A 12,254-nucleotide genomic window follows, 5' to 3' on the forward strand; every position below is an offset into this window, starting at 1 on the left:
GTACCCATGTGATGGAATAGTTTCACATAATATAAAAATATTGTTAGAAAATCGTGTCGAAAAATATTTTTTTGACACCCCACCAACGGGTCAAACCGTTGATAAATCAACATTTATAGAGGGAGGAGAGAAAATATATGTATTCTATGGTCAAATAACTGTTAAGAAAAATCTTGTTTTATAAAATAAGGAGAATTTGATTTACTGTTAAGATTCATTGGTGATTTCTTTTAATTAGAATTAAATTTGTTGATATAAGCACTGAAAAATGAAAATTACTACTAAATAGATTGGAGCTGTTTGAAGAAAAAGGTTTTGGTTACGAAAAGAGGTGTCTCGGATGTGGGTTATTGCATTAATCATCGGCCTTCTGGCAGGTGTGCTGACAGGTATGATTTCAGTGGGAGGCGGAGTGATTGTTACAAGTCTGCTCATCCTGTTTTCATCATGGTTGCAATTAGGTATAAATATGAAAGAAATAGCGATGACTACATCTATCAATACTATTTTTACTACTCTATCAGGAGCTTTTTACTATTACTTGCAAAAGCTTGTAAATTTTAAAGTAATCCTATATTTTGGCTTACCATCGTTGCTGAGTAGTCTAACATTTTCCCGCGTTGCAAATACCCTGGGAGATGAAATATTAAAAGGGATTTTTGCATTCTTCACTCTTATTGCAGCCATTTCTATTTTAATTCCCAAAAAAGAGAAGCTTGAATCCGAAGATGACAGGGTTTCCCCGATTCTTGCCATTTTTTTAAGTGCTGGGGTAGGAGCAGTAGGTGGAATGATTGGTGTCGCAGCAGGATTTTTATATATTCCTATTTTCATCAATATATTTCATTTGCCTATTAAAAAAGCGGTTGGTACTGGATTGTTTGTTGGGGCGATGCTTGCAACTGGAACAATTCTTGGAAAGTTTGGCGGTGGATATTTTCGATTTGATTTAACTCTTCCCTTAATATTGGGTGGGGTCGCTGGTGTCATAATTGGCGGAAAGATTGCAACCTTTATTGAAGAAAAATGGTTAAAATTTACTATGGTTGTTGTCATTATAGGTATTTCAATCCAAATATTTTACGAATATCTTTACCATACGCTGCAAATACGATTACCGATAGTAATAACAATGTTAGCGGCAATTTTTGTTTTTTTCTCAATTTTAATTTACATCATATATAGACCGAAAAAAGCAAAGGTTGAAATAATCAATAAAAGTTCATAGCCAACTACCAGCAAAATGATTGAATGAACTTTGTTGAGAAATGATAAAGTTTAAAAGGAGGTCGAAGATAATAAAATAAGAAATGCATCAAAAAATTTATTGATTTTTGCAAGCGCTTTAGCATCCCGAAAATGTATTGCGTGGTTCAACTCCACCGTCTTTGGACGATATATTCTGTTATCCTTTCCTCTTCCATGTCTAAACCTAAGTATAATATGAAAATATGAATTCAAAAAAAATATATATTCTCTGTATGATTTTAATATCAATTCATTTATGTAACTAAAGACATATATAAGGTCATACCCGTTCCATTAAGATACTAGAATGATAGTAAGATTTGTAGTGCAAAGGTATTAGGATTATGCGGGAAAGAGTAGATAAAGACATTTCATCAATTGCAGTCTGTCCTTTTTCATTAACTTTAAGTAGATCCTGCAATACATAAATAGATTTTTTACTAGAACGTTGCGGAATTGAAAAGTATTTTAGGGACAGCTTCTTACTTAGGTTATTTTGCAGGTGAGCTCCAATCTAGAAAGGTTGATCTTATCAACAATATATTTGTAAATATTTACTTGCCTTTTATCGGGCAGACATTTAAGGGGGTATTTAGATGAAGAAAAAGTTTGGTATCTTGGTAGTGCTGTTAGTCCTTATTTTCTCGTTAGCAGCTTGTAGTGGCGGAGAAAGTAAAGAAGCTGGAGGGTCTGCATCAAATAGCGGCAATGAAATTCAAAAAATTACAATTAAGTTTTCACACGTTGGTTATAAGGGTGCACCCAAAACTGCTGGAGCGGATAAATTTAAAGAGATATTGGAAGAAAAAAGCGGGGGGAAGATAAAGGTCGAGGTATATCCCGCAGGGCAGCTTTATGGTGATCGTGAAGAAATGGATGCCCTCTTAGCAAATAACGTTCAAATAATTATGCCATCCATGACGAAATTGGTTGTATACAATCCTCAATTCCAAATTTTAGATATCCCATTTTTATTTAAAACCCGTGAAGGATTTTTTGATTTCTGGGATAACGGGAAGGGGAAAGAAATGTTTTCAACGCTTGAGGACAAAGGAATTGTGACACTTGGTTTATGGGAAGGCGGATTTAAGCAACTTGTAAATAACCGCAACCCTATTAAAAAGCCAGGAGATTTGAAAGGATTAAAGTTTCGTATTCAAGCCGGTGATGTTTTAGAGAAACAATTTAAAGTGCTTGGTGCTGATGCTTCTGTTATCCCTTATAACGAAACATATACAGCCCTGCAAACAGGTGTAGTCGATTCAACTGAGAATATGCTGGCTAATATTTATTCATCTAAATACCAAGAAGTACTTAAGTACTTAACTATATCAAACCATGGCCGCTTAGATTATCCAGTTATTACAAATACAACTTTTTGGAACGGCCTTAACGACGCGACAAAGAAAGTTATTCAGGAAGCTATGGATGAAGCAACTAAATATGAGCGCGAAGAAGCCCAAAAAATGTCGGAAGATTATTTAAAACAGTTATCGAAAGTGATGAAAGTAAACGAACTTACGGAAGAAGAGAAAAACGTATTTATTAAACAACTTCAGCCTCTTTATGATGAGTTTGAAAGTGTTATCGGAAAAGACTATATGGATGCTGCCAGAGGAAAGTAATCCCCATTAAAGTGAATTGCTAAGCGTAAAATAAATTTTTAAGAAAGCTTTAGTCCTTTATTTTGCGCTTTTTTTACTTTGGTTGTGTTAGCGGTTGGTTGATTTTAGTTTGTAGAGGAACTCTATCAAGATAAGAAGTTCAATTAAAAGGAGTTGAATTCATGAAAAGGCTATATAAATTTTTTACATCTGTTGAAACCATTTTTTCTTCGGTATTTATCATCGGAGGTTTGGGTTTAATCATTTATGGTGTTTTTATGCGCTATATCATGCACGATGGACAATCTTGGATTGATGAAGTATCCAAATATGTTATTATATGGGGTGCTTTTATAGCCTTTTCTGTGGCGTTAAGGGATGGCTATCATATTCGCATCGAGTTTATATACGATAAACTTTCCAATAAAGGAAAGCGAGTTTTGGATGGGATTGGCTCCATTGTTGGATTGATTTTTTCTTGTTCTCTGGCTTATTACGGATGGCAGCTGGTTTCTTTTCAAATCACTTCTCAGCAGCGTTCCATTGATGCTGGTCTTCCAATGTGGCTGGTGTTTTCTATCATACCGGTTTCCGGTCTATTCTTGACTATTCGATTTCTCTTGTTATTAGTTAAGACGATTAAAGGTGAAATTAGTCAAAGCGGGTCCGATCTTGAGTTACAACGTGTATTAGCTGAGAGTCAAAAGGAGGTTAAATCTATATGACCGCAACAGTGGGCTTGTTTGGTTTTTTTGGCTTATTGATGTTGCTGCGTATTCCAGTTGCAATAAGCTTGACCATGTCATGCGCAGTATTTCTGGCATTGTCTGGATTTAATCTATATATGATACCGCAAAGAATGTTTACGTCCTTAGATAGTACAACATTAATGGCGATTCCTGGGTTTGTATTTGCCGGTGCCATCATGGCAAAAGGTGGAATTGCAAAATATTTAATAAATGCACTCCGGTGCTGGTTGGGTCATTTACCCGGTGGATTAGCAGTTGTAGCGATTTTTGCCTGCGCTCTTTTTGCAGCAATTTCAGGGTCTAGCCCGGCAACAGCAGCTGCTATTGGCTCTATTATGATTCCTGCGATGGTTGATGCAGGTTATGATAAAAAATATTCGATGGGGCTTGTTGCAGCAGCCGGAACACTCGGTATTTTAATTCCGCCTAGTGTGCCCATGATTATTTATGGTACAGTTTCTGAATCTTCAATCGGAAAGTTGTTCACCGCCGGAATTATTCCAGGAATTATGTTGACATTGATCTTAATGGTATCAGCTGTTGTTCGTGCAAAGATTGGGAACCATGGCCGGGAAGAGAAGGTACCATTGGCAGATAGGTGGAAGCCATCACTAAAAGCAATTTGGGCGGCATTATTGCCAGTTGTTATTTTGGGCGGTATTTACGGTGGGATTGTTACCCCGACAGAAGCTTCCGTTCTAGCTGCAGTCTATGCCATCATTGTATCGGTTTTCATTTATCGAGAATTATCTTGGACAGAATTCAAAAAAGTAGCCATGGATACGGTAAATACCACTGGCATGATTTTTCTAATAATTGCCGGAGCGATGATTTTCGGGATGTATTTAACAAACGAACAAATTCCTCAAAAAATTACGGCTATGATCACAGATTCTAATCTTTCCTATTGGGGTTTTCTGGTTATTATAAGTTTAGTATTTTTTGTACTGGGAACATTTCTTGAAGCAGTTGCAATTATTTTGATTACATTGCCATTGCTTATGCCGGTTTTCCAGGCTTTGAATATTAACATTTACCATTTTGCAGTCATCATGGTTATTAATTTGGAAATCGCGATGATCACACCACCAGTTGGTTTGAACTTGTTTGTTGTAAGTTCGATAGGGAAATCGAAATTAGGAGATGTGGTTAAAGGGGTTTTTCCTTTTATCGGTCTGATGATTATTGGCATGATAATCACTATGATATTCCCTAAAATTTCCCTCTTCTTAGTTGATCTCATGAAATAAATATGAGGTGGTAAAGTTATCGATCGCTTTATCACCTAAAAATAAACAACCGTAGAAAATGGATAAAAAAAATTAAAAGGTAAAATTTAGGATTCAATTCCCTATCTTAGTTGACTGCAAAATTTCCTTAAAAATATAAACACTAAACATAAAATATACAAATCTAGTGTACGAAATGAGGAGACCTTTCAAATCTCCCTTATGGAGTTTGCAGGGATATTTATTTTAAGTTTTTTTCAGATGTCTAGTGTAAGGGAGATAGGATATGTTTAATGCCAGCAACTTTAAAAGAGCAACCGTAGCTGAGAAAGTAGTTGATTATATTAAAGAATTAATTGTAAAAGAAAAAATTTCCCCTAAAGAAAAGCTTCCGTCAGAGCGGGAAATGTCTGAAAAATTAAATATAAGTCGAAATACCGTGAGGGAAGCCTATAAAATCTTATCAACGTTAGGTTATGTTGAAATCAAACATGGTTTAGGAGTGTTTGTATCGAGTGAAACAAAATCGATCAATCAATGGGCGGCATCATTTTTTATGAAGAGTGATCAGATTTTGGAACTATTCGATATCAGGATGTTACTAGAATCACAAAGCGTAAAGTGGGCTTCGGAGTTTGCAACCAAAAGCCAGATTAATACCTTACAAGAACATGTTCAGCATTCTTTCAAATTATTCAAAAATATGGATATTAAACAGAGTGCACCTCTTCTAGCAAAAGCAGATCAGGAGTTTCATATATTACTGGCTGAATTCTCCGGCAACTCAATTCTTCATAGAATTATGCTAAATTTAATTGATATGTTAAATGAAATCCATAAAGAGACGATTGAAATCCCTGGAAGACTTTATAAATCTATTCAAGAACACGAGAAGATCGTTGAGTCTGTTAAGAAGAAGGAAATTGATTCAGCTGAAAAAGAAATGCTTCGTCACTTAGAAAGTGTAAGAGAGGACATTATCATCAATATCAATAAAGAAAGAAAAAACACATTATAATCACAAAGGAGGGGTAGTATGCTCGATGTTGCGATCATTGGTGCGGGCCCATACGGATTGTCAATCGCTGCCCACGCGAAAGCGGCAGGATTGACTTATAAAGTATTTGGCTATCCAATGGATTTTTGGAAAGCAAAGATGCCTCCGGAGATGTTTATCAGAACCCAGTTAAAGTATACCGGGCTATCTGATCCGGATAACAGATTCACCCTTGAGCAATATCAGAATGAAAAAAATATAAAGTTGTCTTATCCAATTTCCCGCTCTATTTTTGTCGATTATGGACTTTGGTTTATCGAAAAAACAAATATTATTGTAGAAAAAGTATTAATTGAAGAAGTTGTTTTAAATGGGGATTATTTTATAGTAAAACCAGAAAATGGCCCTTGTGAAAAAGCAAAGAAAGTTGTTGTTGCAGTCGGTTTGACAAATGCCGAATACATCCCTTGGAATTTAGCTTCACTTCCCAAAGAAGTAATCTCGCATACATCAGATTATACTCAGTATGGTCAGTTTGAACGTAAGCATGTACTTGTTCTGGGAGGAGGTCAAAGTGCATGGGAAGCCGCTGCTTTGTTACATAAAGCGAAAGCACAGGTTGATTTGGTTTATCGCCGTCCACACCGTTTGCCACCAATTGAAGGGATTAATGCAAACCAGCGAGAAATTGCTGATAAATTCTATTATTATACGGATAAAAAAAAATCAGAAATTAGAAATTGGTTAGAATCACCAACAGTATCGGATTTCCTGGTACCCCTAGTTGAAGGGAAAGTTAAACAAAGACCAGGAACTTTTATTATCAAGGCAGAGGAAACAAAGGATGGCAAAGTAAACGTAACTTTCAATAATGGAACGGCAATTACTGTTGACCATATTATTGCAGCCACTGGTTATCGCTTCTCACCTAGTAAACTTAATTTTCTTCAGGAGTTGGTTGGAAAGATTGAATTAAACGATAAGGGCGAACCGAAGGTGAATGAATATTTTGAATCAACTCTAAAGAATTTATTTTTTGCTGGACCTGCGACAGGGTTTGATCATGGTCCTACTTTCCGCGTTATGGCCGGAGTGTGGAGGACATCAGAAGTGGTAATCGATTATATTGGGAAGAATAACAGGAAAGACTTTAATTCAGTAACATAGAATTTAATGAGTTAGTTACTGAGATAATACGGATTAACCGGTCTGTATTGCTGGTTGGAATAGATTTATATGTGTGATTATTCCAATTTGGGGGATGAACGCTGGATTTATGTACATTTTTTAAATTAAAAAGTATTAATACACTATATATCATTCAAACTATTTTAAAAAACTTAAGTAGGGGACGGCTGAAATTGTGACCGCTGCTTAATTTAAATTTTTATTAGAAAGTTACAATTTTTCAAATTTAATTTGAGAATAAAAGCTTTAGTGAGATGTTTTCTTAGTCAAACTTCTTTTCTATTATACATTTAGACTTCTTACCTTCAACCATATATAATCATTTTCCACATTCTCATTTCTTACAATATAATAAATGATTAAAAAATTACTATTATCAATATAGTTAACAATTATTCTAATACAAGAAATTTGATAATTTAAATAAACACCAAAAAATTTAAATATTTAAAATTTATTGAATTTTAAATAAAATAGTGATTAAATAAAAATAAGTGGTTGGGTCATTAGGTAAGTATGGGATTTTTTAGATAAGGAAATATTCTCATTTATTGTCAAGTCCTTTAAAACAAATTGAATATTATGGGGGTATTAGGATGAAGGATGTTGAAGTAACTGTGATGCGTTATGATCCGGAGGAAGGGGGGAACCCAAGGTATGAAACATTTACAGTTGAATCAAAAAAGAATATGACCGTACTCGATAGTCTCTTCTTAATAGTTGAAAATCAAGACCCAACATTGTCTTTTCGCTGCGCCTGCAGATTAGGAATGTGCGGTTCTTGCGGGATGCTTATTAATGGTCGCGGGCGGCTTGCTTGTCGAACAAAAATCGAACACTTAGGTGACCAAATCAAGGTGGAACCAATGAGGAATATGGATATCATTAAAGACTTAAGTGTAAATATGGATAAATTTTTCAAAAGTTGGGAGAAGGTAAAGCCTTACTTTGTTCCAAAAGAGAACACTGATGAGTTTAGTATTATTCCACCATCTTCTGGACGCCGCGAAATTATAGATGAGAATCAGGATTGTATAACCTGTGGTTTATGCTTTCAGTCATGTGATACGGTTAGCCTTCGAAATGGAGAATTTATTGGTCCTGCCGCACTTAATAGAGGCTATACATTAATTGCTGATGAAAGAGACGGCTTGAGAGAGGAAAGATTGGATATGCTTTCAGAAACTGCTGAAGGAGCTTTCGGATGCCGGACTTTAGGTGCATGTGTTGAAGTTTGCCCAAAGGGAATTAAGCCTATGGTTACTATTCAAAAAATTAAAACAAAAAAATTAAAGAAATCACTTGGTCTTAAGTGGTAATAGAAGGAGTAGATGATCTGTGGCAAATTCAGGTATTGAAATGAATAAACCAGTACATGAGGTAAAGTTAAAACAACGACCATTTGTTGGTTTTATAGCTTGGGCCATTCAACGGGCTACAGCGCTAATCTTGTTTTTCTTATTGCCAATCAAAATTTATAGCGGCTATGCAATAATCGGCAAACTCCCAGGTTCGGGTGTTATTTCTACCCTGCATGTAAATGCAGTCATAGACTCCCTATTGATTTTTGCATTAATCTTCCATGCATTATATGGATTTAGAGTTATTTTAATAGATATCGGAATTGTTAAGGATAATCGAAGTGTTTTCGCAACTTTTACTATTTTGGCGGCGGTACTTTGTGCAATATCATTTTTTGTAATTGTTTCCTAAATAGTAAACTAGGTACCAATGAATCTTGTTTATTCTTAAAAGAAAAGGGTGGAGTATATGGAACATATAGATGCGGATATTTTAATTCTTGGAAGCGGCGGTGCTGGTTTATTTGCTGCTCATCATGCAGCAGACCAAAATCCAAACTTAAAAATTATTGTGGCTGCCAAAGGTTTAATCGGAAAATGTGGCTGTACAAGGATGGTTCAAGGTGGTTACAATGTCGTTCTCCATCCAGATGATTCAATGGAAAAGCATTTCTTTGACACCATTAAAGGCGGCGGCGGCATAAATGATCAGGAAATGGCATGGACTCTCGTAAATGATGCACCTAAAAGAATCAGAGAGTTAGAAACCAAAATGGGCGTTTTTTTCGACAGAAACGAGGATGGAACAGTTCACCAAAAGCCATTTGCTGGACAGTCATTTGATAGAACTGTTCATAAAGGTGATTTAACAGGTATTGAAATTATTTCTAGAATGCGTGATCAGCTTTTTGCAAAACCCAATGTCATAACGTGGGATGAAGTAAGGGCAATAGATTTATTAGTAGATGAAGATTCACAAAAAGTTGCCGGCTGTTTAATGCTAAATATTCGATCTGGTGAATTTATTGTTGTGCATTGTAAAGCAGTTATTGTAGGAACTGGCGGTGCGGCTACAATGTATAAAATTGCTACACCAAGTTTGGAAAAGTCCGGAGACGGCATGGCAATGTGTTATCGTGCAGGCACTGATTTCATTGATATGGAAATGATGCAATTTCATCCTACAGGGCTGCTTGCAGAAAATTCACGATTAAATGGCGGAGTTTTAGAAGAAGGTTTACGTGGAGCTGGTGGATATTTAATTAATGCACTTGGAGAAAGGTTTATGAAAAATTACGACCCAGAAAAGCTGGAACGTTCGACTAGGGACCGCGTTTCCAGAGCAGCCTATATGGAAATTATGGCTGGCCGGGGGACACCTCTTGGAGGGGTTTACATAGATGTATCCCATTTAGGAAAAGAAAATGTAAGAAGAATGTTCCCAGGTATGGTCGAACGCTGCCGTGATGTTGGTAAAGATCTAAGTGTGGAACCAGTAGAAATTTCACCTGCTGCTCATTTCCATATGGGTGGAGTAAAAGTTACAACGAACTGTGAATCGAATATTTCTGGTCTATTTGTTTCAGGTGAAGATGCGGGCGGTGTTCATGGAGCAAACCGGCTTGGAGGAAATGGAGTATGCGATTCTACAGTTTTCGGTGCAAGAGCAGGAGACGCGGCAGCTGCCTATGTAAATAATCTTAATAGTCCGGGAAAAGTTTCAGAAGCCGAATTAAATAATTTCATTAATCTCACTCTAGAACCATTTAATAGAGAAGAAGGAGAAAATCCTTTCTATATTCGGAACGCTTTAAAAAATCTCATGTGGGAAAAAGTGGGTTTGGTGCGAAATAAGAGAGATTTAGAAGAGGCACTCCTAGAATTAGATACATTAGAAAAACGGACAAATAACGTATCTGTAAAAGGCTCAACCAAATATAATTTAACATGGCAGGAATTTTTAAATGTTCGAAATCTCATAACGATTGCAAAGATGGTAACGAAAAGTGCATTGCTTAGGGAGGAAAGCAGGGGCTCTCATTATCGAGAGGACTTTCCTGAAAGTAATGATGAAAATTGGTTAAATAATGTTTTTGCTCGCAAAGGCCCTGATGGAGAACCTTTATTCTGGACAGAGAAAGTAAAACAATCCCGTATGGATATTTCAAAAATCCAAGGCCACAAAATTGTGGCAACAGTAAAATAAAAGGAGTGAGTGTAATGGCAGTAATTGATTATAAAGCAAATTATACAAATGTTTGGGAGGTAGACGATAACTTTTATCAATATGTCGAGGATACATGTAAAACTTTATATATTGAATCACTTAAGGACCTGCCTCCAGATGTAAGACGTGCTTTAGAGAGAGCACATGAAAGAGAAGAATTGGAAAGTGGAAAGGAAATATTATCAACATTAATTAAAACTGTTTCTACAGCAGACGACCAAAAACTGTTAATCTGTCAGGACACTGGCATCCCCGTTTATTTTCTTAAAATTGGCAGCCAAGTTCGATTTGATGGGATCAGGTTACAGCAGGCTATTAAAAAAGGAACTGAACGGGCTACGCTTGAACATCCGCTTAGGAGCAGTATTGTAAACACATTAACAAGAAAAAACCATGGAACATCAACTGGAAATCAAGTTCCTGTACTTCACTATGAATTTGTAGAGGGAAATGAAATCGAGATTCTAATTGTTCCAAAGGGATCAGGTTCAGAAAATATGAGTTACCTGAAAATGTTAACCCCAGCTGCTGGAATTGAAGGTATAAAAAAATATGTATTAGAATGCGTTTTTGAATCAGGGGCTAATCCATGTCCTCCAACTATTGTTGGAATTGGACTGGGAGGAACAGCAGATAAGTGTGCAGCCTTAGCTAAAAAAGCAGCCGCAAGAGAAGTGGGTTCTCCAAACCCGGATCCTGATGTAAGAAAACTAGAAGAAGAATTATATATTTTAATAAATAAGATGGGGCTTGGCGCACAAGGTTTAGGTGGAAGTACAACTGCTTTAGCCGTACATATTGAGGCAGCGGATACTCATATGACTTGTAATCCCGTAGCTGTTAATATGATGTGCTGGCCGGCTCGAAGAATGAGAGCAACCTTTAAATCTAATCAAGAACCAATTATTTCTTACTAATTAAAAAAGGAGAGAATCTAATGGCTCATTATCGTTTAAAAGCTCCCTTAAGTGATGAGGATATTTTACGTTTGCATGCAGGAGACACTGTTACATTAGATGGAATTATTTTTGGTATTAGAGATGCTAACCTTATTCGCCTTTTCGATAAAAAGGTAGAACTGCCAGCTGATCTAATTCCTCAACTAAAAGGTTCTATAGGAATTCATACTGCGCCAGGAGTACGAAAACTGCATGATGGAACTTATGAAAAAATAAGTATTGGTACCACTACAAGTTATCGGATGGACCGATTTACTAAAGGGCTTTTGAAGGACTATGGTATGAAGGTGATTATTGGAAAGGGAGGTTTACTTGAAGATGGCAGTCAGGCACTTGTAGATTTCAAAGGCTGTTACTTTACTATTATCGGTGGATCGGCGGCTTTAGAAACAACTCAAGTGGAAGCGATAGAAGATGTTTGGTGGGAGGATTTAATGCCAGAAGCAATCTGGAAATTTAGAGTAAAGGATTTTGGACCATTGATTGTCTCCATTGATGCACATGGGGGTAATAAATATAAAGATGTTAAAAAAGTTGCTAAAGATAACTTAGATAAATTACTAGAAAGCCTTAATTAAACAATAAAAAGCTACAAGTAGTTAAATTCTACTGTAGCTTTTTATTGTTTATAAAGAAAAGAAATATTTTCAATATCAGGTATGTTTATTCTTAAAATGATAAAGTTTAGTACAAGGAAGCTGAATTTTTAAAGCTATTATTAGAAGTATTTTAAATTTATGAAAATATAAGAA

12 protein-coding genes are annotated in these 12,254 nt (G+C 36.0%); all 12 read left to right on the plus strand.

Annotation, left to right across the window (positions count from 1 at the left end; genetic code table 11):
* A partial coding sequence (locus tag M3183_RS05765) for a hypothetical protein (protein WP_251467475.1) occupies positions 1-184 on the plus strand: 184 nt, incomplete at its 5' end.
* A gap of 156 nt (positions 185-340) precedes the next feature.
* Positions 341-1,228, plus strand: a complete 888-nt coding sequence (locus M3183_RS05770; RefSeq protein WP_285878748.1) for a sulfite exporter TauE/SafE family protein — start codon at positions 341-343, stop codon at positions 1,226-1,228.
* Between the two features lie 616 nt (positions 1,229-1,844).
* Positions 1,845-2,873 (plus strand): DctP family TRAP transporter solute-binding subunit, encoded by a 1,029-nt coding sequence (locus M3183_RS05775; RefSeq protein WP_251467480.1) that lies wholly within the window; start codon positions 1,845-1,847, stop codon positions 2,871-2,873.
* Between the two features lie 161 nt (positions 2,874-3,034).
* On the plus strand, positions 3,035-3,577 hold the full coding sequence (locus M3183_RS05780; protein WP_251467482.1) for a TRAP transporter small permease: 543 nt from the start codon (positions 3,035-3,037) through the stop codon (positions 3,575-3,577).
* A complete protein-coding gene (locus M3183_RS05785) occupies positions 3,574-4,851 on the plus strand; it encodes a TRAP transporter large permease (protein ID WP_251467485.1) in 1,278 nt (425 codons plus the stop codon). The genes M3183_RS05780 and M3183_RS05785 overlap by 4 nt, the downstream gene beginning before the upstream one ends.
* 265 nt (positions 4,852-5,116) lie before the next feature.
* Entirely contained in the window at positions 5,117-5,848 is a 732-nt protein-coding gene (locus tag M3183_RS05790; RefSeq protein ID WP_251467488.1) for a FadR/GntR family transcriptional regulator, read from the plus strand.
* Between the two features lie 18 nt (positions 5,849-5,866).
* Entirely contained in the window at positions 5,867-6,994 is a 1,128-nt protein-coding gene (locus M3183_RS05795) for an NAD(P)-binding domain-containing protein (RefSeq protein ID WP_251467490.1), read from the plus strand.
* 617 nt (positions 6,995-7,611) lie between these two features.
* A complete protein-coding gene (locus tag M3183_RS05800; RefSeq protein WP_251467493.1) occupies positions 7,612-8,334 on the plus strand; it encodes a succinate dehydrogenase/fumarate reductase iron-sulfur subunit in 723 nt (240 codons plus the stop codon).
* A 19-nt stretch (positions 8,335-8,353) separates the two neighbouring features.
* Positions 8,354-8,728: a succinate dehydrogenase/fumarate reductase transmembrane subunit gene (locus M3183_RS05805; protein ID WP_251467497.1), complete on the plus strand. Its 375-nt coding sequence runs from the start codon at positions 8,354-8,356 to the stop codon at positions 8,726-8,728.
* Between the two features lie 57 nt (positions 8,729-8,785).
* Positions 8,786-10,522, plus strand: coding sequence for an FAD-binding protein (locus M3183_RS05810; RefSeq protein WP_251467499.1), 1,737 nt, complete (start codon positions 8,786-8,788; stop codon positions 10,520-10,522).
* 14 nt (positions 10,523-10,536) lie between these two features.
* Entirely contained in the window at positions 10,537-11,460 is a 924-nt protein-coding gene (locus M3183_RS05815) for a fumarate hydratase (protein ID WP_251467501.1), read from the plus strand.
* Between the two features lie 20 nt (positions 11,461-11,480).
* The gene (locus M3183_RS05820) at positions 11,481-12,080 is read left to right on the plus strand and encodes a fumarate hydratase C-terminal domain-containing protein (protein WP_251467503.1); all 600 of its coding nucleotides are present in this window, start codon (positions 11,481-11,483) and stop codon (positions 12,078-12,080) included.
* Positions 12,081-12,254: the final 174 nt, after the last annotated feature.

Source organism: Neobacillus mesonae, assembly GCF_023715155.1.
Lineage (GTDB): Bacteria > Bacillota > Bacilli > Bacillales > Cytobacillaceae > Neobacillus > Neobacillus mesonae_A.

Bases quoted from the DNA above. Each gene is read 5' to 3' on its own strand.
- M3183_RS05800 (WP_251467493.1), top strand. From the start codon at position 7,612: ATGAAGGATGTTGAAGTAACTGTGATGCGTTATGATCCGGAGGAAGGG.
- M3183_RS05815 (WP_251467501.1), top strand. From the start codon at position 10,537: ATGGCAGTAATTGATTATAAAGCAAATTATACAAATGTTTGGGAGGTA.
- M3183_RS05795 (WP_251467490.1), top strand. From the start codon at position 5,867: ATGCTCGATGTTGCGATCATTGGTGCGGGCCCATACGGATTGTCAATC.
- M3183_RS05775 (WP_251467480.1), top strand. From the start codon at position 1,845: ATGAAGAAAAAGTTTGGTATCTTGGTAGTGCTGTTAGTCCTTATTTTC.
- M3183_RS05785 (WP_251467485.1), top strand. From the start codon at position 3,574: ATGACCGCAACAGTGGGCTTGTTTGGTTTTTTTGGCTTATTGATGTTG.
- M3183_RS05780 (WP_251467482.1), top strand. From the start codon at position 3,035: ATGAAAAGGCTATATAAATTTTTTACATCTGTTGAAACCATTTTTTCT.
- M3183_RS05820 (WP_251467503.1), top strand. From the start codon at position 11,481: ATGGCTCATTATCGTTTAAAAGCTCCCTTAAGTGATGAGGATATTTTA.
- M3183_RS05770 (WP_285878748.1), top strand. From the start codon at position 341: ATGTGGGTTATTGCATTAATCATCGGCCTTCTGGCAGGTGTGCTGACA.
- M3183_RS05810 (WP_251467499.1), top strand. From the start codon at position 8,786: ATGGAACATATAGATGCGGATATTTTAATTCTTGGAAGCGGCGGTGCT.
- M3183_RS05790 (WP_251467488.1), top strand. From the start codon at position 5,117: ATGTTTAATGCCAGCAACTTTAAAAGAGCAACCGTAGCTGAGAAAGTA.